The organism is Chitiniphilus purpureus (assembly GCF_025642115.1).
In the GTDB taxonomy this organism is placed as follows: Bacteria; Pseudomonadota; Gammaproteobacteria; order Burkholderiales; family Chitinibacteraceae; genus Chitiniphilus; species Chitiniphilus purpureus.
In genome coordinates, this window is sequence record NZ_CP106753.1 from 2524535 (window position 1) to 2547461 (window position 22927).

Genomic DNA, 22927 nt, shown 5'->3' on the forward strand with positions numbered 1-22927 from the left:
TTGTGCCCGTGCGTGCCGCGATCCGGCGGCACGGGCTCCTGCCGGCGTCAGCGCAACACGCGTTGCAGCTCGGCCTCCCAGTTGATCGAAGCCCAGTTCGCGCCCATCGTCAGGGTGATGTAGCCGTCGCCGCGCAGGCGCCGGTCGATTTCCAGCAGCACCAGGGTATCGTGGGGGCCGGGCAGGAAGGTCACCTCGACCTCGGCGATGGACCAGCTGCCGTAGCTGGGCCTGAATTCCAGCTCCTGGTAGCAGCCCAGCGTGCTGTAGCGGTTGCCGGCGCGCGCCGTGCCACGCTCGACATCGACCCGGGACAGGGTGAAGCCTGCCTGGCTCATCGCCTGGATCAAGCGCTGCATCGGTGCGGTCGGCCGCACCGTCACATAGTCGCGGTCGCTTGCATCCACCGCGCTCTGGATCGCGAGGTCGGTGTGGATCCAGACCGGCGCGCGCACATAGCCCGCAGCAAGCACAGCGGTATCATTGATCGGGGTTTCCAGCGGCAACTGGAACTGGAACGGCAGGCGGATCTGCTGACCCGGCTGCACTTCCTGGCGACCGGCCAGCCTGATGGTGCCAAGCACATGGTTGCTGTAATGCTCGCCATGCTCGTGCTCGACTTCCACTTCGGTCATCAGCGCCAGTTCGACGTGTTCCAGCGTCTGCGGCACCTCGCCGCCCTGGATCAACACTTCACCCGACAGCACCTCGCCCGGTGCGAGCGTGGGGTTGTTCAGGCGGGTATCCACGCTGGCGCCTCCGGCGCCCAGCGCGGCCAACAGTTTCTTGAACATCGATGACTCCTGGAGAGGGCGCCGCTTATGCGGCGCGATACGGGTATCCGGACGCATGCCTGCGCCGACCGGCGCCAAGATTAGGCGATCGGCGTGCGACAGGGCAGGGGCCAGTGGCAATGCGCCGTTGTCGTTGCATGGTTGCAACAGCGGCCTGCGAAGCCTGCCGCCCGCTCAATCGAGTGGCGGCGCGCTGGAACGTTCAATCGGCTGCACAGTCCACCAGGGAGCCCGAAGCCGGAGTCGCGCAGCAACCGCCTGTGCCGGTACAGTCAGCGCATCCCCGACCGCCTTCAACCTTTGCAGCGGCTTCAGGCATTGCCGGCATGGTGTGCCGGGCCGCTGCGGAGCGTCGCCATGAAATTCAAACTTCCGCCCAGCGACAAGCCACGCAACCCGTTCGCACTGGCCGCCCGCCAACGCACGGCCGGCGCGCACGACAAGAGCAGCAAGGCCAAGCGCCAGGCATTGCGTCAGGCGCTGCAACGCAGCCTGCGGCGGGATGCCGCGGACTAGCCGGTATCGCGCCGGTTGTCCAAGGCAACGCCCTATGCGATAGTCGCCCTGTCTTACACCACACTTCGGTCCCCTCGTCATGCCTGCATCTTGCCGCTTCACCTGCCATCGCCCTGCCATGGGTGAGGCACGTGGCCGCGCGGCGGCATGGGGATCGAAAAAACCGGCGGACCGCTGACGGGCCGCCCTGGTGCCCGTCGGCATGGCCGACGGGTTCCGTTCCAGTACGTTGTCTTTGAACCAGAACATTCCCTGAAGCCGGACCCGATGGGTTGACGTTGTCTACTCAACCACAAGGAGATTTGCATGTTCGAGGGAATCTGGATTCCGATGGTGACGCCGCTGCGTGCCGGCGCGCCCGATCTGCCGGCTGCCGCCGCATTGGCCCGGCATCTTGCCGGCAGCGGGATCGCCGGACTGGTGTTGAATGGCACGACAGGTGAAGCAGCCGCGCTCGCGCCGTCCGATACCCAGGCGCTGTTCGAGACCGTGCGCGCGGCGCTCGGACCGCAGGTGCCGGTGCTGATGGGCATCTCGGGCAGCGCCACCGCGGCCATGGTCGCCACAGTGCGGCAATGGGACAAGGCAGGGATCGACGGCTTTCTGGTCAGTGCGCCCAGCTATGTGCGACCGGCACAGGCCGGGATCGTCAGCCACTTCCATGCGGTCGCGGATGCAACCGGCCTGCCTATCGTGATCTACAACATTCCGTACCGGGTCGGTGTCAATATCGACGTCCCGACGCTGGCGACGCTTGCGCGACACCCGCAGCTGCAGGCGGTGAAGGAATCGGGTGGCGGCAGCCTTGCCCAGCTGACCGCCATCCTGGATGAAACCCCTTTGCGGGTGCTGTGCGGTGAGGATGCCTTGTTGTTTCCGGCCTTGTGCCTGGGCGCACATGGGGCGATCGCCGCGTCGGCGCATCTGGCTGCCGGTCATTTCGTACGTCTGTGGCAGGCGGTCCGCGATCAGCAGCTGCATCGGGCACGCATGCTGGATCGGCAGTTGCGCCCACTGATCCACGCGGCCTTTGCCGAGCCCAATCCGGTGGCGATCAAGGCGGCGCTGGCACAACAAGGCTGGACCACCGACGAAGTCCATCTGCCGCATCTGCCGGCCGGCCCAGCCAGCCGGAGCCGTCTGGCCACGGTGCTGGCCGCATTCGCAAAGGAGACGCATCGGCTGTGATGATGAGCCCGGTCATGCGGGCGCATCGGTGGAGGTGGGTTTGCCTGCCGCTACGCGGACGTTCTTGCCGGCCTGCGCAACTTCCCACCGCACCGCTCGTCCACCTGCCAGGATCAAAAAGGCGCCGCACCGGCTTCAACGTACTGGCCTGGCACGCTTTTTCGCCCGGCGCGCCTTGCCCCTGAAGGGGGCTTGGGGCACAATCCCCCCCTTTTCGGGCCGGTGCTGCGTACCGGCATTTGACATTGATGGCTTGCCCACCCATCGTCCAGTGACACAAAGTGGCAAGACGTCTTAGACCTTCTAGCCCAGGGGGTGTGGGATCATGACCAATCTGGCTACAGCTGCTTTGTTGCAGCTGGATATGGCGACACAGCTGCCGGTGTCCGCCTACTTCGACGAACAGCTCCACCGGCTTGAGCTGGAACGCCTGTTCGAGCGCGGCCCGAAGTACATCGGCCACGAATTGATGGTGCCCGAAGCAGGTGACTATCACGTGCTGGAAATGGCCGATGGCGCCAAGTACCTGAAGCGTACCGACCAAGGGGTCAAGCTCCTTTCCAACATCTGCCGCCACCGCCAGGCCACCATGCTGACGGGGCGCGGCAATGCCAGCCACACCATCTGCCCGTTGCACCGCTGGACCTACGACCAGCACGGCCAGTTGCTGGGCGCCCCGCATTTTCCGGCCAACCCATGTCTGCACCTGCCGCAGACCGAACTGGTCAGCTGGAACGGCCTGCTGTTTGAAAGCAACGGCCACGATATCGAGGCGCACCTCAAGGACCTGGGTGTGGCCAAGGATCTCGATTTCTCCGGCTACGTGTTCCACAGCGTGCAGGTGGACGAGTACCAGGGCAATTGGAAGACCTTCATCGAGGTCTATCTTGAGGACTACCACGTCGTACCGTTCCATCCGGGCCTTGGTCAGTTCGTGAGCTGCGACGACCTGAACTGGCAGTTCGGCGACTGGTACTCGGTGCAGACCGTGGGGGTACAGAACGCGCTTGCCAAGCCCGGCTCGCGTATCTACGCCGAATGGCATCGGCAGGTGAAGAACTACTACGGCGGGCGGCTGCCCCGGCACGGCGCGATCTGGCTCACCTACTACCCCAATGTGATGATCGAGTGGTACCCGCACACGCTGGTGATCTCGACCGTCATCCCCACCGGCCCGCGCAGTTACAAGAATGTGGTCGAGTTCTACTATCCCGAGGACATTGCCTATTTCGAGCCGGAGTTCCTCTCCGCCGAGCAGGCGGCCTACGCCGAGACCGCGGTCGAGGACCGGGAGATCATCGACCGCATGGAGGCCGGTCGGATCGCATTGCATAAGGCCGGGCGCAATGAGGTGGGCCCCTACCAGAGCCCGATGGAAGACGGCATGCGCCATTTCCATCAGTTCCTGCGGCGCGAGCTGGGGCAGGCGATCCGCGCATGAGCTGCGGATAAGGTGCGGTAGCGCGGGACACGGCGCGCATAGCGGCGCATACTCATGATGTCCATCACAACATGCAGGGGGACTGCGATGAGTGACCGAAACCGCGCCAAGCAACCGGACGCCGCGCCGCGCGGCGAAGCTGCGCCCGGCGCCGCCAAGGCGGGGGTGCTGACCAAGGAGGCGCTGGCGCGAGCCAATCAGCTTGCTGTCAACCGTCGCCGGCAGCTGGAGGCATTGCTGGAAGACCGCAAACAGGCGAGCGAAGACCTGTTCTGAAGCGGTGCAGACGCAGACGGTGTTCCGCTTTCCCTGATATTGGCCGCGCAGGCTGGCGCGGATAATCCCTTGAAGGCAGCGTGGTGCTGCCTTCTTTTCATTGCCCGTCCTCCCGCATGCCCATGCCCTGGTGGTCCCGCCTGTCGCAATCCGGTCCGTTCTGGATGGTGGTGGCCGGGTTTTGCTTTGGTGTGATGGGCGTGTTCGTCAAACTGGGCAGCCGCGACTTCAGTTCCGCCGAGCTGGTGTTCTACCGTTGCCTTGCCGGCGCGCTGTTCATCCTGGCCGTGGCAGTGCCGGCTAGGCGCGGATTGAAGGTGGATGGGCCCACACTGAAGGTGCACCTGTCGCGCGGGATCTCCGGGTTCTTCGCGCTGTTGTTGTATTTCCACGCCATCGCCCACCTGCCGCTGCCCACCGCGGTCACGCTCAACTACACCTCGCCGCTGTTCCTGCTGCTCATCAGCGCAATCTGGCTCAGGCAATGGCCGCACTGGCTGCAGGCGCTGGCGGTGCTGCTTGGTTTTGCCGGGGTGGCGCTGTTGCTGCGTCCAACCTTTGATGCTGCGCACTGGCCGGCCGGGCTGATCGGCCTGGGTTCGGGCCTGCTGGCCAGCATCGCCTACCTGAACGTGCACGAATTGGGGCGGCGCGGTGAGCCGGAATGGCGCACTGTCTACTATTTCTCGCTGATCTCGGCGCTTGGAGCCGCACTGGTCATGTTGCTCCAGCCGCAGCCGCTGACGTCGCTGGCAACAGGCAACGTCTGGAATGTGCTCGGGATGAGCCTTGCCGCCACCTGTGCGCAGCTGGCCATGACCCGCGCCTACCGCAAGGGGCGTTCGCTGGCGGTGGCAAGCCTGGCCTATCTGACCGTGCCGTTCTCGACCCTGTTCGGTGTCTTGATCTGGGCGGACGTGCTGCCGCCGTCGGCCTACCTGGGCATGCTGCTGATCGGCCTGTGCGGCGTGCTGGCCAGCACCGCGCGGCGATCGGGGTGAAGGCGATGCCGGAACCGAGGGGGCTGTGCCCGCCGCAGGGCCCTTGCCAGACCGGGGCGGGCGCATGCAGCCGGCCGACGCATCTCGCATTCGCATATCGATTCGCCCTAGAATAGCCCGGGCATTGGGAGAGTCGATTGCGTATCCTGCTATCCAACGATGATGGTTATTTCGCGCCTGGCCTGGCTGCGCTGGCCGACGCGCTGGCAGTGTCCCACGAGGTGACGGTGTGCGCGCCCGAACGTGATCGCAGCGGGGCCAGCAATTCGCTGACGCTCGATCGCCCGCTTGCCATCCGGCGCGCCGCAAGTGGCTTTTACTATGCCAACGGCACGCCGACCGACTGCGTGCACGTGGCAGCGACAGGGATGCTGGACGACATGCCGCAGATGGTGGTCTCCGGCATCAACCATGGTGCCAACATGGGCGACGACACCATCTATTCCGGGACCGTCGCCGCCGCGACCGAAGGCTACCTGCTCGGCCTGCCCGCCATCGCGATCTCGCTCGCTTCGCGCAATCCACGCCATTTCGAGACGGCCGGGCAGGTGGCACGCGAGCTGATCGCGCGCTGCGAGCGCGAACCGTTCCGTGGCGCGGTGCTGCTCAACGTCAATGTGCCGGATCTGCCCTATGCCGAACTGCGTGGCATCCGTGCCACGCGGCTGGGGCGGCGGCACAAGTCCGCCCCGGTGATCCGCGACCAGAACCCGCGCGGCGAGACCATCTGGTGGGTCGGTGCCGTCGGCGAGGCGGCTGACGCGGGCGAAGGCACTGATTTCCACGCCGTGGCGCACGGCTATGTCTCGGTCACGCCGCTGTCGGTCGACCTGACCGCCCATGCGCAACTGGAGTTCGTTTCGTCATGGCTGTCCGTCTGAACTTCAATGTCCCCGAGCATAGCGGCATGACGTCGGCGCGCACGCGCGCAAGGCTGGCCGAGCGCCTGCGCGCGTCCGGCATCGCCGACGAGGCGCTGCTCGGCGTGATGGCCGAAGTACCGCGGCACGCCTTTGTCGACCAGGCGCTGGCCCATCGCGCCTACGACGATGTATCCCTGCCCATCGGTTACAGCCAGACCATTTCGCAGCCGTATATCGTCGCGCGCATGACCGAACTGGTGCTGGGCGCGTCGGGGCGGCAGAAGGTCCTTGAGATCGGCACCGGTTGCGGCTACCAGACCACCGTGCTCGCCCAGTTCTTCCATACCGTCCATTCGATCGAACGCGTGGGCGGACTTGCGCGGGCTGCGCGTGAACGCCTGGCGGGCCTCGGGGTGCGCAACGTCCGGTTGCGGCACGGCGACGGCAGCCAGGGGTGGGCCAACGCCGCACCGTTCGACGCCATCATGATCACCGCTGCCGCGCCCATCCTGCCTGAAGCCTTGATCGGGCAGCTGGCGGTGGGCGGACGCTTGGTCTTTCCTGTCGGCGTGGCCGAGCAGGAATTGCGCATGATCGAACGCACCGCCGACGGCTGCCTTGAAACCCGGCTGGAAAAGGTACGGTTCGTGCCTTTGTTGCCTGGTGTAGCCTGATCTTCCCTCAAAGCCGGCGTCCGTCGGCCATGCTTTACCCGAAAAGGAGTCCCCTTCGTGAATCGGCTGTACTGGATTGCTTCCATCTTCGCAGCAGCGCTGGCGGGTTGCGCCAGCGAACCGCGCAGCCCCGCACCGATCGTCGATGGCACGGTCCGCAGCACCGCACCGGCACCCGCTCCGGCGGCAGCGCCCGCCCCCGCGCCTGTCGCAGTCCCTTCCGGCAGCTATCTGGTCAAGCGTGGCGACACCTTGTACCGCATTGCATTGGACAACGGGCTGGATTACCGCGAGCTGGCTGCGTGGAACAACCTGGGCGATCTGAACGGCATCAAGGTGGGGCAGCTCCTGCGGTTGTCGCCTCCTGCAGACACCGGCGGCGTCGAGGTCAAGCCGCTACAAGAGGACGGGACGATCGCAACGGCGCCGGCGGGGCCAGCCGCACCTGCGCCCGTTGCTACGCCGGTGAAGGCACCGGTGGGCACTGCGGTGCCGCTGCTGTCCTATCCCAAGGGAATGCGCCTGCCCTATGACAAGGACGCCGCCAACCGCATCGCCGCGGCCGCAGAAGGGCAGAGCGTTGCATCCAAGCCACAACCGGTACCCGCGCCCGTTCCAGCGTCCAATACGGCCTCAACTGTCGCCAATGCCGGGAAAAACCCGGAAAAAGCGCAGCCTGATGGTGACAGGACGGGCAGTGTGCCGGCCAGTTGGTTGTGGCCGACTGCCGGACGGGTAACGAAAGGTTTCACGAATGAAACAAAAGGTATTGATATCGCCGGGAAAATGGGTCAGCCTATTGTTGCGTCAGGTTCTGGCAAGGTGGTTTACGCGGGCGCCGGTCTGCGAGGCTACGGGAAGATGTTGATCATCAAACATGACAAGGAGTATCTGACTGCTTATGCGCACAACAGCAAGTTGATCGTCAAGGAGGGTGATGTCGTCAAACGCGGCGAAAAGATCGCAGAGATGGGCGACAGCGATACGGATCAGGTCAAGCTTCATTTTGAAATCCGCAGATTTGGCAAACCGGTTGACCCGGCCAAATACATCCAGACGGAAATGCCATGAACGATCAAATCGATATTCTGGAAGACAACGATGTAATCGAGCGCGAGGAAGACCTCGATCTGAATGAAGCTGAACAAGATGGTGAGGCTGAATTAGAGCGTAATGTCGCAGAGGAAGCCGAGTCGACATACAGCTACGAAAGCACTGGGGATGTGACCCAGATCTACCTGAATGAAATCGGTCACAGCCCGCTGCTCACACCGGATCAGGAACGGGCTTTGGCCCGGCGCGTGGTGCAGGGCGATTTCGAAGCACGGCAGAAGATGATCGAGCACAACCTGCGGCTCGTCGTGAACATCGCCAAGCACTACATCAACCGCGGCATGACGTTGCTGGACCTGATCGAGGAAGGCAACATCGGCCTGATGCACGCGCTTGAGAAATTCGACCCCGAGCGCGGCTTCCGCTTCTCCACCTACGCCACTTGGTGGATCCGGCAGTCGATCGAGCGCGCGATCATGAACCAGAGCCGTACCATCCGGCTGCCGGTGCATGTGATCAAGGAGCTCAACGTCTATCTGCGGGCGCAGCGTCATCTGGAAGCGAGCCTCGGACACGAGCCCTCGCTGGAGGACATCGCCCATCTGGTCGGCAAGGGCGTCGAGGATGTGCGGCGGGTGATGGGGCTGAACGAGCGGGTGGCCTCGCTGGATGCGCCGCTCGACATCGATCCGATGCTGACCATCGGCGAATCGATCCCGGACGATCAGCACGACGGGCCCGAGGCCATCCTGCAGAGCGCCGAGGTCGAGCGCTACGTCAAGGAGTGGCTCAAGCAGCTCAACGACAAGCAGCGCATGGTGATCGAACGCCGCTATGGCTTGAACGGCTACGAGATCTGTACCCTGGAAGACCTGGCTGCCAGTCTCAATCTCACCCGCGAACGGGTAAGGCAGATCCAGATCGAGGCCTTGGAGCAGTTGCGGCGTATCCTGCGCCGCTATGGGGTCTCCCGAGACGTGGTGCTCTAAGGCATCCCCGGGGCGGGGGGCTGTCCAGCCAGCCCTGCCGCCCCGGCGTGTTCCACGCCCTTTTCCTTGCACGGCTTTCCCGCCCTGCCTGTGCTGCCGCGCCCACCACCGCAGAACGACACGCCCCGCAGGCCGCCCCGGGGTGCCGTGGCGATGTATCCCCCGGTGGCCCCAGTCACCGCCGCGCTCCTGACCACCATGCCGCTGGCTGCCTAGCCACAACGCCGCTGCGTGCCATTGCCAATAGTGGACAGAACGTTCCGCCGCCGTTGCCGCTCTTTACCGGATGCAGCGTCCGATCGCCCCGGATCGCAGTACACGTGCGGCCTTCGTTGACTGGGGAATGCCCGCATGGATGCGGTCCGGAGGCGGTTGCTACAGTGCAACAGACCATGGAGGCGGCCGGATGCTGTTTAGAACCATCTGTACGCAGGATCTTGACGCGTTGCTGGCGCTCGCCGGCGAAGCCGGCGTCGGTGTGACCACGCTGCAACCCGATCCCGAACGACTGGCCGGCCGGATTGCGGCCAGCCAGCAATCGATCGAGGGCAATCCGGAGCTTGGTGAAGCCAGCTATGTGTTCGTGCTGGAGGACGAGGCCGATCGCCGCATCGTCGGCAGCGCCGCGATCGAGGCGGCCGTGGGCATGCAGGATACCTGGTACAACTATCGGGTCGGGCTCTCGGTGCATGCTTCGCGCGAGCTGGGAATCTACAAGCAGCTGCCCACGCTGTTCCTGACCTCCGATCTCACCGGCTCGTCCGAGCTGTGCTCATTGTTCCTGCTCACCGACTATCGCCGTGATGGCAATGGTGCGTTGCTGTCCAAGGCACGCTTCCTGTTCATGGCCGAGTTTCCCGGGCGCTTTGCCGAGCGGGTGATCGCCGAGATGCGCGGTGTATCGGATGAGCAAGGCCATTCGCCATTCTGGGAAAGCCTGGGGCGGCATTTCTTCAAGATGGATTTCGCCCGTGCCGATTTCCTCTCGTACGTGGGTAGCAAGTCGTTCATCGCCGAGCTGATGCCCAAGTATCCGATCTACACCTGCCTGCTGTCGCAGCAGGCGCAGGATGCGCTTGCTGAAGTGCATCCGGCCACCAAGCCGGCGCGCCGGCTGCTGGAAAGCGAAGGGTTCCGTTACCAGGGTTATGTGGACATCTTCGATGCCGGCCCCAGCCTGGAGTGCTCGCTCGACGACGTGCGGGCGGTGCGCAAATCCGCCTGTTACGACGTGCTGCCGGTGACAGCCGAGCCCAAGGGCGGCAGCGCCTGGCTGGTTTCCAACCGGCGCCTGGACGATTTCCGCGCGACGCTGGCAGTGACCCGTCCGTTGGAAAACACATTGCCGCTCACCCCGGAGGTGCTGCACCGCCTGCAGGTGGGGGGCGGCGACACCGTACGCGCCGTGCCGCTCGCGCCGGCCAAGGTGCTGATCAAGGAGTAAGCGATGCTGTTGATCCACGGGCAATGGCGGCCAGGTTCGGGGGCCTGCTGGCAATCAGTCGATCCGGTCACCCAGGAGCCCGTCTGGCAAGGCCACGCGGCCAGTGAAAGCGAGGTCGATGCTGCGGTGGCGGCGGCACGCGCGGCATTCCAGGCATGGCAGATGCGCGAGTCGGCCGAGCGGATTGCGGTATGCCGCTGCTTTGCCGATCTGCTGCGTGAGAACCAGGCCGAACTGGCGGCGGTGATCGGCATGGAGACTGGCAAGCCGCGCTGGGAAGCGGTGACCGAGGTGGCCACCATGGTCAACAAGGTCGAGATTTCGGTGCGCGCCTTCGAGGAGCGCAGCGGCTACCGCGAAGCGCAGCAGGGTGATGCCAACGCGGTGTTGCGGCACCGCCCACACGGTGTGGTCGCGGTATTCGGTCCCTACAACTTTCCGGGCCATCTGCCCAACGGCCATATCGTGCCGGCGCTGATCGCCGGCAACTGTGTGGTGTTCAAGCCCTCGGAACTCGCGCCGCTGGTTGCCCAGCGCACCGTCGAGCTATGGTTGGCGGCCGGCTTGCCGGCTGGCGTGCTCAACCTGGTGCAGGGCGGGCAGGCGACCGGGCAGGCATTGGCGGCCCACCCGGGGCTGGACGGGCTCTTCTTCACCGGCAGCGCGGCGACAGGTTATCAGCTGCACCAGCAGTTCGCCGGGCAGCCGCAGAAGATCCTGGCGCTGGAGATGGGGGGCAACAATCCTCTGCTGATCGAGCCGGTCGCTGACGAGCGCGCCGCAGTGCACCATGTGCTGCAGTCGGGCTTTATCTCGGCCGGCCAGCGCTGCACCTGTGCACGCCGCCTGCTGCTGCCACAAGGCAGCTGGGGCGATGCCTTCGTTGCGCGCCTGGTAGAGGCCACCCAGGCATTGCGAGTCGATCGCTGGGATGCCGAGCCCGCGCCCTTCATGGGGCCCGTCATTTCGCTTAAGGCTGCCGCGATGCTGCTGCAGGCACAGGCGCGCCTGCTGGAACTGGGGGCGCACGCGATCCTGCCGTTGCGCAGTCTGCGCGAAGGCTCCGCGTTGCTGTCCCCGGCGCTGATCGATGTGACCGACGTGTCATCCCTGCCTGACGAGGAGTATTTCGGCCCGCTGCTGCAGATCCAGCGCTATCCGGATTTCGAGACCGCGCTGCAGTGGTGCAATGCCACGCGTTTCGGGTTGGCTGCGGGGCTGATCTCGGATTCGCCCGAACGCTATCTGCAGTTCCGGCGCAGTGTGCGGGCCGGCATCGTCAATTGGAACAAGCCGTTGACCGGGGCTTCCAGCGCCGCGCCGTTCGGCGGGGTCGGTGCCTCGGGCAATCACCGGCCCAGTGCCTACTACGCGGCCGACTATTGCGCGTACCCGGTCGCTTCGCTTGAAGTGGAGACTTTGGCGCTGCCGGCGCAGCTGTCGCCGGGGATGACGTTATGAGGGGGCGGAGCATGGACCACGGAGCATGGCAATGAACGCATGCGAAGCGAATTTCGATGGCCTTGTCGGGCCGACCCATCATTACGGCGGGCATTCGTTCGGCAATGTCGCCTCCACCGGCAATGCCGGACAACCGGCCAACCCCCGCGAAGCGGCACGGCAGGGGCTGGCCAAGATGAAGACGCTGGCCGATCTGGGCTACCGGCAGGGTGTCCTGCCGCCGCAGGAGCGTCCGGCAGTATGGGCGCTGCGCCAGCTGGGTTTCGAGGGTAGCGATCCGCAGGTGCTCGCCGCCGCTGCACAGGCTGCGCCGCATCTGCTGAGCGCGCTGTCGTCCGCCGCCAGCATGTGGACCGCCAACGCCGCCACCGTCAGTGCCGCGGCGGACACGGCCGACGGCCGCGTCCACTTCACCGTGGCCAACCTGCACCAAAAGTACCACCGCAGCATCGAGCACGAGCAGACCTGCCGGACGCTGCGCGCCGTGTTCCGCGATGAGGCACGCTTTGCCGTGCATCCGGCGCTGCCCGCCCATCCGGCATTCGCTGACGAGGGGGCGGCCAACCACACCCGCCTCACCAAGGCCTACGGCGCCCCCGGCGTATCGATGTTCGTCTATGGCCGGCGACACTGGGGACCGGGGCCGGCACCTGCGCGCTATCCGGCACGGCAGACGCTGGAGGCGAGCATGGCGGTGGCGCGCCGGCATGGCCTGAATCCGCCGGATACCCTGTTTGTGCAGCAGTCGCCCCAGGTGATCGACGCCGGGGTGTTCCATAACGATGTGATCGCGGTGGGCAATCTGGACGTACTGTTCTGCCACGAGCAGGCGTTTGTCGACCAACAGGCGGTGTATCAGGCGATCGATGACCGGCTGGGCGGGGGGCTGCGGGTGATCGAAGTGCCCGCCGAGGCGGTCAGCGTGGACCAAGCAGTGCAAAGCTACCTTTTCAACAGCCAGCTGCTGGACAAGGGCAACGGCCGGATGCGGCTGGCAGTACCCGGAGAATGCCGGGGTGTGCCGGCGGTGTGGGCCTATCTGCAACAGCTTGTGCAATCGGGCGGGCCGATCGACGAGTTGTTGCTGTTCGATCTGAAGCAAAGCATGCGCAACGGCGGTGGACCTGCCTGTCTGCGCCTGAGGGTGGCGCTGAGCGACAGCGATGTGGCCGTGGTTCATCCCCGCATATGGCTGACCGAGGAGCGCTACGCCGAACTGGACAGCTGGATCATGCGCCATTATCGCGACCGTCTGACCGAGGGCGATCTGGCGGATCCGCAGCTGTTGCTGGAAGTGCGCACGGCCTTGGACGAACTCACGCGGATGCTGGGGCTGGGCAGCATCTATCCGTTCCAGTACGGTGGCACCGGGCTGTGAATCGGCGGCCACCGATGCGGATGCCGCTTTACAAGCAAAGAACCCAGGACAGGTGGTCAGACCATGAACCGAATCTCCTTTCTTGAACAGACCCTGGCCGGCAGGACCTCGATCGCACTGCCGTACTGCCTCCCCAATGGTGTGCATGTACAGGTGATGGATGAGGGCGTGATCCGCTTCGAGCCGCGCCAGTCCGGGCCAGGCACGTTGGATCTGGTGATCTCATGCGGCGTGCACGGCAACGAGACGGCGCCGGTCGAGCTGGTGGACGATCTGGTGGACCAGTTGCTGGCGGGCCGCATCAAGGTACGCTCGCGGGTGCTGTTCATCTTCGGCAACGTTCCTGCACTGCGCGAGGGCCGACGCTTCGTCGAGGACGACATGAACCGGCAGTTCTGCCGCATCCCCGAGGCCAGCGACGGGCTGGAGGCGCGCCGCGCCACCATGCTGGAGATGCAGCTGATGCGCTTCTTTGCCCGTGCCGTGCAGGAGGGGCGGCGGCGACTGCACTACGACCTGCATACGGCCATCCATGGCAGTCTGATCGAAAAGTTCGCGATCTACCCGTTGCCGCCCGAAGGCCGGACCTTCGACGCCGCCGCAATCGCACCGCTTGCCCAGGCACAGATCCAGGCGGTGCTGCTGCAATCGGCGCGCGCGCCGACGTTCTCGTATTTTTCCAGCCAGCACTGCGGCGCCACAGCGTTCACGATCGAACTGGGCCGCGCGCATCCGTTCGGGGGCAACCAGGACATCGACCTGCAGGCGGTGGAGGCGTATCTACGTGCGCTGATCGAAGGCGAAACACCCCGGCCCCAGCCGGATCCCGCGCATTTGCAGGTGTTCCGCGTGGCACGCGAGATCATCAAGCACAGCGAGGCGTTCCGGCTGGCGGTCGACGGCGAGACCGACAATTTCACCCCGCTGCCGCAGGGCATGCTGCTGGCGGAGGACGGCGATCGTCGCTGGGTGGTGGAGGAGGAGCACGCGCGCATTGTCTTCCCCAATCCGGACGTGATGCCCGGTCAGCGCGCGGGTCTGATCGTAGTGCCGACGGCGCTGTGACGAGGCCGGCTTCCCTAGCGCTTCTTTTTCTTCTTCTTTTTCGGTTTGGCGGCAGTGGCTGTGGGATGGTCCGATGCGTTGTCACATACGGTGACCGTCTTGCGGCGCTTGCCTTTGCCCTTGCTCACCTTGCGGCATTCGCGTGCTGCGTCCGCCTTGGGTTGCGCCGGTTTGCCGGCAGCGGCCAGCAGCGCGGCCACGTTGACGCCGGTCACACTGCCGCTTTCCACACGGCGCCCGCCATTCCAGCGCGCCTTCCAGTAAGCCAGATTGATGTTCTGGACCTCGACCGAGCGCCCGGCGCGCGGCGAATGGATGAAACGATCGTCGCCCAGGTAGATCCCCACGTGCGAAAACGCGCGGCCCAGCGTATTGAAGAACACGAGATCACCGGGCCTGAGGTCGTCCCGTTCGACATTGGCACCGAGCCGGCTCATCGCCAGCGCATTGTGCGGCAACGCGATATTGAGCGCACTCTGGAACACGTAGCGCACGAACCCGCTGCAGTCGAGCCCCGATTCGGGGTCGTTGCCGCCCCAGCGATACTTCACCCCGATCAGGCTCATCGCCTGCAGCAGGAGCCCCTGTGCCGCGGCCTGGCCATCGTCTTCGGCAGGGGCGGCCCAGTTCTTCCTGCTTTCCTCGCCGGGCGGCATCGCGGACAGGCCGCGCTGCTCGGCCAGCCGCTGCTCCCACGGCCCCAGCGGCGGCGCGGTCGGGTTTTCGTCGGCATGCGCGGTCCAGGACAGGCAAAGCACGAGGGCGACCAGCAGCGCAGCCGTTCGTCTACAGATGATCATGAGGGGCAAATGTATCGGCGGCGCCGCCGGCTGTAAAGCTGAAGGCTGACTGCCACGAAACCGGCCAAGCCGTCTAGAATTCCCGCTGGTCGTCAACTCGGCGCTGCGCCGCCACTGGATCGGGGATGCTCAAGGAAACCTTCACTGTGATGCGCGACCTGCCCAGGGTGCGCGAGATCATCTCGGTCCTGATGCGCCATGGCCTTGGCAATCTGGTGCAGCGGCTGGGCCTGACCCGTGGGTTGGAGCGCGGCGCGGATCTGCTGAACCTGCCGGGCAACCATGAAATCCAGAGTCTGGAAGCACCGGTCAGGGTGAGGCGCGCGCTTGAAGAGCTGGGGCCCACGTTCATCAAGCTTGGCCAAGTGCTTGCCACTCGGGTGGATGTATTCTCGGCCGAGTGGATCTATGAGTTCGAGAAGCTGCAAAGCGAGGTGCCGGCACTGCCTTTCCCGGTGATCCTGGCTGAACTCGGCACGGTATTGGGGGGCGATCCCTATGCGATCTTTGCCAAGATCGATCCGGAGCCCTGCGGCTCGGCCTCGATCGCGCAGGTGCATCGGGCGCAGCTGGCCACCGGCGAAGAGGTGGTGCTCAAGCTGCGCCGGCCGGATATCGGGCCGGTGATCGAAGCGGATCTGCGCATCCTGCATCACATCGCCAGCCTGATGGAGTTCGAGTTTCCCGATGCACGCCGCTACCAGCCGGTGAAGATCGTCGAGGAGTTCGCCAAGTCGTTGCGCCGCGAGCTCAATCTGTTGATCGAGGCACGCAATCTGGAACGCTTCGCCCAGAACTTCGCCGGGCAAAGCGAGATCGTGATCCCGACGATCCAATGGGCGTACACCAGTGAGCGCCTCAATGTGCAAAGCTGGATCGGCGGCCTTGCCGGCAACGAGATCGCGCAATTGCAGGCGGCCGGTTACGACAGGCAGGTGCTGGCTGCCCGCGGCGCGGACGCAGTGCTCAAGATGGTGCTGATCGACGGCTACTTCCATGCCGACCCGCATCCGGGCAACGTCAAGTACCTGCCGGACAACCGCATCGCCTTTCTTGACTTCGGCATGGTCGGACGCCTGCCGCGCCCGCGGCGCGACCAGATCGTCGATCTCCTGGCCGCACTGGCCGAGCGCAGCGAGCGCGGCATCCTCAACGTGTTGATGGAATGGACCGGCGAGACGGTGGTGGATGAGGAACAACTGGCCGCCGATATCGCCGATTTCATGTTCAACTACGAGAACCTGTCGCTCAAGGACATCCAGTTCGGCCACCTTCTGAACGACGTGGCGGTCATCATGCGTGAGCACGAGATCACGTTGCCCTCCGATCTGACGCTGCTGTTCAAGGCGCTGATCACGCTGGAAGGGCTCGGGCGCCAGCTCGATCCTGATTTCCAGATGGTGCGGCACCTCACCCCGTTCGTGCGCGAGGTGATCGTTGCCCGCTACCGGCCCGGATCGCTCTTGAGCGCCGGCAAGCAGAACCTGCTCGAAGCGTTCGACGTGCTGTCGGGGTTGCCGCGCGACATCGGCAAGCTCATCAAGCAGGCGCGCCGTGGCCACATGAAGGTGGATCTGGACCTGAAGCGGCTGGACCGTTTCGGCGCCCAGCTGGCCAAGAGCGCCAACCGGCTCACGCTCGGTATCGTCACCGGTGCGCTGATCATCGGTTCGAGCATCGTGATGACGGTCAGGGGCGGCCCCATGCTGTTCGGTCTGCCGGCGCTGGGCTTCATCGGTTTTGTGATCGCCTTCTTCAACACCCTGTGGCTGGTGTTCTCGATCTGGGTCTCGGGCAAGGAAGAGCGCTGAGCGGCGTTGCGCTGGCGCTCAGGCACCGGCCATGCGCAGCAGCGCATCCAGCCAGCGCGTGGGCAGAAGCCGCTTCAGATACCAGAACACGCGGGTCGGCGTGGTCACGCGGTAGCGCGCTGCCGGCCGTGTGCTGGAAAGCGCCGCGATCACTGCGGCGCTGGTCGCTTCGGGGCCCAAGGTGAAGCGGCTGCTGGGCCCGGCCTTGGCCAGCCGCGCGTGCATGCGTTCGTAGAGCATGGCATGACGCCCGGTCTGGTGCGGTGCCACCCATTGTTCGAACTCGCGCGCGGCGTTGAGGCGGAACCGGCTTTCGATGGGCCCCGGCTCGATCAGCACCACGTGGATGCCGCTGCCGGCCAGCTCCAGCCGCAAGGTGTCACAAAATCCTTCAAGCGCGAACTTGCTGGCGTTGTAGGCACCGCGGGCCGGCATCGCAGCAAAGCCCAGCACCGAGCTGTTGAACAACAGGCGTCCATGCCGCTGGGCGTGCATCCATGGCAACACCCGGTTGGTCAGCTCCATCGCGCCGAATACGTTGGTCTCGAACTGATGGCGCATGGCTTGTCGCGTCAGGTCCTCGACCGCACCCGGCACACCGAAGCCGGCATTGTTGAACAGCGCGTCCAGCCGCCCACCGGTTCGTTCTGCCAGCCAATCGACGGCGGCATCGATCGACGCACTGTCGGCCACGTCCAGCACCAATGCTTCGAACCCGGCCGCTTCGAGACGGGCGACGTCATCGGCGGCACGCGCGCTCGCCAATACGCGCCAGCCTCGCTGTTTCAATGCATGGGCGGCATGCAGGCCGATGCCGCTGGAGCAGCCGGTGATCAGGATGGTGCGTGGTTCGGTCATGGCAGGATGAGGTGATGGCATGGCCGGATCATGCCATGCCGCGGCGCTGTGGGCATCCCGGCCGGGTTGCCTTCGCATCAGGCGGGATCGAGATAGCCTGACAGGGCGGACCAGGCCGCGATCTTGTCCGCCAGCGGCAGGGTATGGGCCGGGCTGGTCGACGGCAGCACGAGGCAGGGAAGGTCGCCGATCAGCGGCCGGCCGAGCCGGGCGGCGGTCTGGCCATTGAAGGCCACGGCACGCAGCTGCGGCAGCTGCCCGATCAGCATGGCGAGGGTATTGGTATTGATGGCGCTGAGCCGCTGATCCAGGCTGCCCGGCCGGATTGCCCGATCGATCACATCCCAAAGCCCGATCCCCGCGCTGGCCAGCGTTGCGTAGCGTTGTGGCCAGGGCAGGGTGGTCAGCGGCTGCCGCAGCAGTGCCGACAGCACCGGCCAGAAGGCATTGCGTGGATGGGCGTAGTATTCGCCGGCTTGCAGCGAGGCATCGCCAGGCAGGCTGCCAAGGATCAACACGCGATTGTCCTGCGCCACGCGCGGTGGCAGGCCCTGCTTGTGCATCCCGGCTGCAGACGGTGGCTCGCCCGGCATCAGGCTGTCCATCTGCAGCTAGGCATGGTTCAGGATGGCGCTGGCATCGAACCCCAGCCGCAACGCCCCCCAGGGGCGGTTGTCCACTTCGATCGGCAGATCGAGTTCGGTCATGATTTCGCCGGTATCGCGCAGATAGGTCTGCAGCAGGAAACGCTGCCGGATATGTGCGGCACGCAGGCCGGCCGGGTCGTTGAAGATCCGCTTGTCGCGACTGTTCACCAGATCCACCGCGTTGTCGCCGGTCGGCGGCCTGGAGTACCAGCTGTTGTGCGTGGCGCCGTAGCCGTTGGTATCCACTGCCAGCACGAACTTGCCGCCCGGGCTTTCCTTGGCCAACTGATCGTAAAGGGGCTGCAGTTCGCGCTCGAATTCGCTGCCGTAGTTGGTCCGATACTTCTGCGGCTGGGTATGCGCAATGGGTTGGTAGCGCTGGTCGAAGACATCGATACCCCGCGCCAGCATCGCCGTGAGCCGCTGCTGCACTTCGTCGCGGAAGCGGCTGCTGCGCTGGATGAGGGCATCCAGCTCGCCTTGGCCCACCGTGTAGCGCCCCATCATCTCCTGGACCCGTTCGGCGGCCTGCGCAAGATCCTGCGACGACTGCGCGGATTTGGCCATGCGTTCGTTGACCGCCTGCGATATCTGGTGGATCTCGGAAACGTTGGCGTTGACCATGTTGTTGGCTGTGGTGAAGGCCTCCATGGTCTGCGCGATATCGGCCAGCGCGCTGCTGGTGTGTTCGAAGTCGCCCACCATCCGGGCGAACTGGTGCGATGCCTTGTCCACCACCTTGTGGGTCAGCTTGGCGTCGTGCGTGATCAGCTCGGTTTCGGTCAGGGTCTCGGCCACCTGGGTGAGCATGCTGTCGATATCCGCCGAGATCTCGTCGGTCGCTACGCCGACTTTCTCCGCCAGCTTGCGCACCTCGTCGGCCACCACGGCAAAGCCCCGCCCCATCTCCCCGGCGCGGGCGGCCTCAATTGCCGCATTGAGCGCCAGCAGATTGGTCTGGCCCGAGATCTCCTTGATCAGATCGACGATGCTCTTGATGCTGGCCGAGCGCTGGTTGAGCCCGTCCACCGTGGTATTAAAGTTCTCGATCTTGACGGTGATGCCGTTGATGTGGGCGGTCACTTCCTGCAGTTCGGCATACGAATCGCGTGCCATGGTCAGGTTCTGTGCCGTGGTGCTGGAAATGCTCTGGGTGCGCACCGACACCTCGTTGATGCCCTCGGTGGTGGCGTTGCTTGCCTCGACCACCTTCTGTGCGAGCGTTCCCTGCTGCTGCGTGGAGGTGGCCGAATCGCGGATATTCTTCATCGACTTGGCGGCTTCCAGCGCGATGCAGACCGTCATCGTCTGCACATTGGCGATGATGTCGCGCTGCTTGGCCAGAAAGCGGTTGCAGGTACGCGCCAGTTCTCCGATCTCGTCGGTGGTGATGACCGGGATGTCACTGGACAGATCGCCTTCGCCACTGGCGGCCACCTCGAACACCCGGGTGAAACGCCTGACCGGGCGGCTGATCCAGTATTGAAGATACGTCACCTGGATGCTGACCAGCACCGCAGTCAGCACCACGACCGCCCAGCCCCACTGCCGGAACTGCGATACGGCAGCGGCAAGCTGGGCGGTCGCTTCGGCCGGCAACCTGAGCCCGCGGGCGACATCGACGACCCGCGCCTCGAGCGCGTAGCTTGCCAGCACCAGGATCAGCGGCATCAGGACAAACAGATAGAGGAAGGAAAACTTGCGGGCCAGCGTGGGCAAAAACGTCTGCTCGAGCCATGCATGAAAGCGGTTCAGGCCATCCATCCTCTGCTCCTTGCTATGCAATGCTGCGGCGACAATCCGTTATTGAGGTGCGCAGGCCCGCTTTGCAAGCCCGATTCAGGAAACGAATGCCGCGTGCAGGTCTTCAAGCCGCAGGTGCCAATGCGCCAGCAGATGGCGGAACACGACGAGCTCCGCCTCGCTGAACTCCCGATCCGACTTGGACAGATCGAGCGCGATCGCCGCAACCAGCAGACGCTTCTTGGGATCATCCACCGCATCGAATACCAGTTCCATGCGCTCGCGATCGATCAGCCTGATGGTGCCGTCTTCATCCGCTTCGTCGGATACGTCGTTGCAATAGTCCTGCAACACCTGGATGAAACCCTTGCGCGAAATCGCCAGCGCCTCATAGATGCGCAGGTGTTCCAGCTCTTCGAGTTCCTCCGGCGCGAAGTTGCCGTCGCACATCATCTGCAACACCAGGATGCGGGCCATGGCTTCCGGGCTGTTGTTCGGATATCTCTTCATTCTTGTTCCTGATCGACTTGTTCTGGAATGGGTTGTGCAGCGCAGCATTGTGCCTGCTGATCGAGCGCCCTGGACAGCGATTGTGGCATGGGCGTCACCTTGCGATTATGGTAATCGAAAAATACGCAGGTGGTTCGCGCTGTGGCAATAGGCCGGCCGCTGGCGTGCTCACGTACGGCGTAACGCAACTCGATTGCTGTGCGGGAGTGCGCCTCGGCCCCCACATCAATGATCAGCCGCTCGTGCAGAAACGCCTCACCGGTAAAGCACACGGTCACGTCGCACAGCATGATGCCGGGCCGGTGCGCGTTGCCCAATTCGTCGAGTCCATGGTGGTCCAGCCAATCGAGGCGCGCCTCCTGCAACAGGCGGAGCATCGCGTCGTTGGCCAGATGATTGCCATAGTTCAGATCGCTGGCACGTACCGTGAGCGTGGTACGTGACTGGATCCGGGTCGGCGGGGGCAGTTTGATTCGTTGCATGGCGGTCCGTGTTCGCGGGGCGGATGGGGCTTATCCTAACGCGGGTGCGCCGTGCCGCAACGATCGAAAATCCAGGGGGTCGGGCCAGTGATGGCTTCTGCTAGACTTGCAGCGAGATATGCGCGGAGATGACGCCATGTACCAACGTATCCTCGTACCGGTAGACGATAGCGAAACCAGTGCCGCCGCCGTACGCGAAGCCACCCGGTTCGCTTGCGAGCAGCACGCCGCGATCCGGCTGATCCATGTGATCGATCTGGCCCAGTTTGCGTGGAGTGCCAACGAGTTCCTCGATGTGCCGCAACTGCAGGAATCGCTGCGCAGCTCGGGTACCAGGTTGCTCGAACGCTACGCCGCCGGATTGCGTGAGTCAGGCCTGGCGGCTGAACAGCAGCTGCTCGAGGCATGGGGTGGCAACCTGGCGCAGGCCATCGTCGACGATGCCGGCAAATGGGGCGCCGATCTCATCGCAATGGGTACGCATGGCTTTGGCGGGCTCACCCATCTGCTGCTGGGCAGCGTGGCCGAAGGTGTCATGCGTGCGACGCCTGTGCCGGTACTGCTGGTCAGAACGCCTGCACATGCCAAATAGGACCCTGCTGCGTGTGGACGACCACGCGCGCGACGTGGCCGGGTATACCTATGTCTATCCGGTGGTTTCACGGCGTGCCGGCGGCGTTTCGGTCGGCATCAACCTCAACCCCAACAATGCGTGCAACTGGCGTTGCGTCTATTGCCAAGTGCCGGATCTGACCCGCGGCGGGCCGCCGTCGATCGATCTTGCGCAGCTTGAGCATGAGCTTGACGCCATGCTGCACGCCCTGGTCCATGGCGATTTCATGCAGACCCGCGTGCCTGAAGGTGCACGGCGTTTGAACGATATCGCATTTTCAGGCAATGGCGAGCCGACCATGAGCCCGGACTTTCCCGATGCATTGGCCACGGTGGAAGCGGTGCTGCGGCAGCATGCGCTCCTCGGCCGGATCAAGGTGGTGTTGATCACCAATGGCAGCCAGCTCTACCGCGAACGGGTACAGGCGGCCTTGCCGGCAATGCGTGCCATGAACGGCGAAGTATGGTTCAAGCTGGATCGGGCACCTGCTGACGGTTTCTCAGTGGTCAATCAAGTGCAATTGAACCGGGAGGCCGTAGCCCGGCATCTGGCACTATGCGCGGCGCGGTGCCCGACTTGGCTGCAGACCTGCATGTTCATGCAGGATGGGCAACTGCCGGACGAAGCAACGCTGCAGGCCTATCTTGATTTCATAGGTGAGCAGCGTGCGCGCGGGGTGACGCTGCAAGGGGTGCTGCTTTATGGACTGGCACGACCTTCAATGCAGCCGGAAGCCCCGCAACTGGCCAGTGCGCCGAGCGAATGGATGCAGGCACTGGCCGAACGCATCACTGCGCTCGGCCTGCCGGTCAGGCTGAGTGCCTAGCTCCAGGCCCGCTTGTGTTCAGCGCGCGTAGGCACCGCCACCGAGCGAGCGTTTCTCGCTGGACTGGCTCTGTTCACGCGCGGCAGCCTTGAGGGTCTCATACAGCTCAGGCTTGTGCTTGCGCAGATACTCCAGCACCCGCATGTCTTCGCGGCTCAGGTCGGCCAGGTCGATCTGCTCCACATGGACCACGCGCAACAACTCACGCACGGGCTTGGGCATGGTGCGGCCACTTTCGTAGCGGGACCCGCCGCTTTGGGTGACGCCGATGCGACCCCAGAACTGTTGTTGGTTCAGGCCCAGCCGACGGCGTATTTCACGAGGATTGAGGGTTTCTTCAGACATAGGTGATGGCTCCCGAGCATCGACTGCCAACCGGATTACAATCCCGGCTTGGTCGGACCGGCTGGCAGTGCTATGCCGCCATCTTATCGACCGTACCCCCTGAGTCCCACGTGACTATTGCCACGCCAAAACGGAGCAGGAAGGCGTTT

At 64.6% G+C, this 22927-nt stretch carries 24 protein-coding genes; 16 read left to right on the forward strand and 8 right to left on the reverse strand.

The window, feature by feature from the left end; translation table 11 throughout:
- Window positions 1-47: 47 nt before the first annotated feature.
- The gene (locus N8I74_RS11790) at window positions 48-794 is read right to left on the reverse strand and encodes a sporulation protein (protein ID WP_263123302.1); all 747 of its coding nucleotides are present in this window, start codon (window positions 792-794) and stop codon (window positions 48-50) included.
- Between the two features lie 357 nt (window positions 795-1151).
- On the opposite strand from N8I74_RS11790, the gene N8I74_RS11795 reads away from it, so the two are divergent.
- From N8I74_RS11795 to astE, 13 genes are all read left to right on the forward strand, one after another.
- Window positions 1152-1310 carry a hypothetical protein gene (locus N8I74_RS11795; protein WP_263123303.1) on the forward strand — a complete coding sequence of 53 codons (159 nt, stop codon included), beginning with the start codon at window positions 1152-1154 and terminating at the stop codon, window positions 1308-1310.
- 306 nt (window positions 1311-1616) lie between these two features.
- On the forward strand, window positions 1617-2498 hold the full coding sequence (dapA, locus tag N8I74_RS11800; RefSeq protein WP_263123304.1) for a 4-hydroxy-tetrahydrodipicolinate synthase: 882 nt from the start codon (window positions 1617-1619) through the stop codon (window positions 2496-2498).
- A 364-nt stretch (window positions 2499-2862) separates the two neighbouring features.
- Window positions 2863-3939, forward strand: a complete 1077-nt coding sequence (locus N8I74_RS11805; protein WP_263123305.1) for an aromatic ring-hydroxylating oxygenase subunit alpha — start codon at window positions 2863-2865, stop codon at window positions 3937-3939.
- An 87-nt stretch (window positions 3940-4026) separates the two neighbouring features.
- Window positions 4027-4215 carry a hypothetical protein gene (locus tag N8I74_RS11810; RefSeq protein WP_263123306.1) on the forward strand — a complete coding sequence of 63 codons (189 nt, stop codon included), beginning with the start codon at window positions 4027-4029 and terminating at the stop codon, window positions 4213-4215.
- Between the two features lie 122 nt (window positions 4216-4337).
- Window positions 4338-5216, forward strand: a complete 879-nt coding sequence (locus N8I74_RS11815) for a DMT family transporter (RefSeq protein WP_263123307.1) — start codon at window positions 4338-4340, stop codon at window positions 5214-5216.
- A 137-nt stretch (window positions 5217-5353) separates the two neighbouring features.
- On the forward strand, window positions 5354-6097 hold the full coding sequence (gene surE, locus N8I74_RS11820; RefSeq protein ID WP_263123308.1) for a 5'/3'-nucleotidase SurE: 744 nt from the start codon (window positions 5354-5356) through the stop codon (window positions 6095-6097).
- Window positions 6082-6753 carry a protein-L-isoaspartate(D-aspartate) O-methyltransferase gene (locus N8I74_RS11825; RefSeq protein WP_263123309.1) on the forward strand — a complete coding sequence of 224 codons (672 nt, stop codon included), beginning with the start codon at window positions 6082-6084 and terminating at the stop codon, window positions 6751-6753. The genes surE and N8I74_RS11825 overlap by 16 nt, the downstream gene beginning before the upstream one ends.
- 57 nt (window positions 6754-6810) lie before the next feature.
- Complete coding sequence (locus N8I74_RS11830; protein WP_263123310.1) at window positions 6811-7824, forward strand: peptidoglycan DD-metalloendopeptidase family protein; 1014 nt, start codon at window positions 6811-6813, stop codon at window positions 7822-7824.
- Window positions 7821-8795, forward strand: a complete 975-nt coding sequence (rpoS, locus tag N8I74_RS11835; protein ID WP_263123311.1) for an RNA polymerase sigma factor RpoS — start codon at window positions 7821-7823, stop codon at window positions 8793-8795. Before N8I74_RS11830 ends, rpoS begins: the two co-directional genes overlap by 4 nt.
- A 406-nt stretch (window positions 8796-9201) precedes the next feature.
- Window positions 9202-10239, forward strand: coding sequence for an arginine N-succinyltransferase (gene astA, locus N8I74_RS11840; protein ID WP_263123312.1), 1038 nt, complete (start codon window positions 9202-9204; stop codon window positions 10237-10239).
- A gap of 3 nt (window positions 10240-10242) precedes the next feature.
- Window positions 10243-11700: a succinylglutamate-semialdehyde dehydrogenase gene (gene astD / locus N8I74_RS11845; protein WP_263123313.1), complete on the forward strand. Its 1458-nt coding sequence runs from the start codon at window positions 10243-10245 to the stop codon at window positions 11698-11700.
- 31 nt (window positions 11701-11731) lie between these two features.
- Complete coding sequence (gene astB, locus N8I74_RS11850; protein ID WP_263123314.1) at window positions 11732-13078, forward strand: N-succinylarginine dihydrolase; 1347 nt, start codon at window positions 11732-11734, stop codon at window positions 13076-13078.
- 63 nt (window positions 13079-13141) lie between these two features.
- The gene (gene astE / locus N8I74_RS11855; protein WP_263123315.1) at window positions 13142-14143 is read left to right on the forward strand and encodes a succinylglutamate desuccinylase; all 1002 of its coding nucleotides are present in this window, start codon (window positions 13142-13144) and stop codon (window positions 14141-14143) included.
- A 14-nt stretch (window positions 14144-14157) separates the two neighbouring features.
- Here astE and N8I74_RS11860 read toward each other — a convergent pair whose 3' ends face one another.
- Window positions 14158-14943, reverse strand: coding sequence for a C40 family peptidase (locus tag N8I74_RS11860; protein WP_263123316.1), 786 nt, complete (start codon window positions 14941-14943; stop codon window positions 14158-14160).
- Window positions 14944-15068: 125 nt separating this feature from the next.
- Here N8I74_RS11860 and N8I74_RS11865 point away from each other — a divergent pair, with 125 nt between their 5' ends.
- Window positions 15069-16754: an ABC1 kinase family protein gene (locus N8I74_RS11865; protein WP_263123317.1), complete on the forward strand. Its 1686-nt coding sequence runs from the start codon at window positions 15069-15071 to the stop codon at window positions 16752-16754.
- A gap of 18 nt (window positions 16755-16772) precedes the next feature.
- Here N8I74_RS11865 and N8I74_RS11870 read toward each other — a convergent pair whose 3' ends face one another.
- The 5 genes from N8I74_RS11870 to N8I74_RS11890 all read right to left on the reverse strand — a co-directional run bounded on the left by N8I74_RS11870 (window position 16773) and on the right by N8I74_RS11890 (window position 20994).
- Window positions 16773-17612, reverse strand: a complete 840-nt coding sequence (locus N8I74_RS11870) for an SDR family NAD(P)-dependent oxidoreductase (protein ID WP_263123318.1) — start codon at window positions 17610-17612, stop codon at window positions 16773-16775.
- Window positions 17613-17689: 77 nt separating this feature from the next.
- Window positions 17690-18175 (reverse strand): DNA-deoxyinosine glycosylase, encoded by a 486-nt coding sequence (locus N8I74_RS11875; RefSeq protein ID WP_263123319.1) that lies wholly within the window; start codon window positions 18173-18175, stop codon window positions 17690-17692.
- A 48-nt stretch (window positions 18176-18223) separates the two neighbouring features.
- Complete coding sequence (locus N8I74_RS11880; protein WP_263123320.1) at window positions 18224-20023, reverse strand: methyl-accepting chemotaxis protein; 1800 nt, start codon at window positions 20021-20023, stop codon at window positions 18224-18226.
- A 75-nt stretch (window positions 20024-20098) separates the two neighbouring features.
- Window positions 20099-20512, reverse strand: coding sequence for a hypothetical protein (locus tag N8I74_RS11885; RefSeq protein ID WP_263123321.1), 414 nt, complete (start codon window positions 20510-20512; stop codon window positions 20099-20101).
- The gene (locus tag N8I74_RS11890) at window positions 20509-20994 is read right to left on the reverse strand and encodes a thioesterase family protein (RefSeq protein ID WP_263123322.1); all 486 of its coding nucleotides are present in this window, start codon (window positions 20992-20994) and stop codon (window positions 20509-20511) included. Before N8I74_RS11890 ends, N8I74_RS11885 begins: the two co-directional genes overlap by 4 nt.
- Before the next feature lie 136 nt (window positions 20995-21130).
- Here N8I74_RS11890 and N8I74_RS11895 point away from each other — a divergent pair, with 136 nt between their 5' ends.
- On the forward strand, window positions 21131-21586 hold the full coding sequence (locus tag N8I74_RS11895; RefSeq protein ID WP_263123323.1) for a universal stress protein: 456 nt from the start codon (window positions 21131-21133) through the stop codon (window positions 21584-21586).
- Window positions 21576-22433: a radical SAM protein gene (locus N8I74_RS11900; RefSeq protein WP_263123324.1), complete on the forward strand. Its 858-nt coding sequence runs from the start codon at window positions 21576-21578 to the stop codon at window positions 22431-22433. Before N8I74_RS11895 ends, N8I74_RS11900 begins: the two co-directional genes overlap by 11 nt.
- A gap of 18 nt (window positions 22434-22451) precedes the next feature.
- Here the strand turns inward: N8I74_RS11900 and N8I74_RS11905 are convergent, their stop codons facing one another.
- A complete protein-coding gene (locus tag N8I74_RS11905) occupies window positions 22452-22778 on the reverse strand; it encodes a helix-turn-helix domain-containing protein (protein WP_263123325.1) in 327 nt (108 codons plus the stop codon).
- Window positions 22779-22927: the final 149 nt, after the last annotated feature.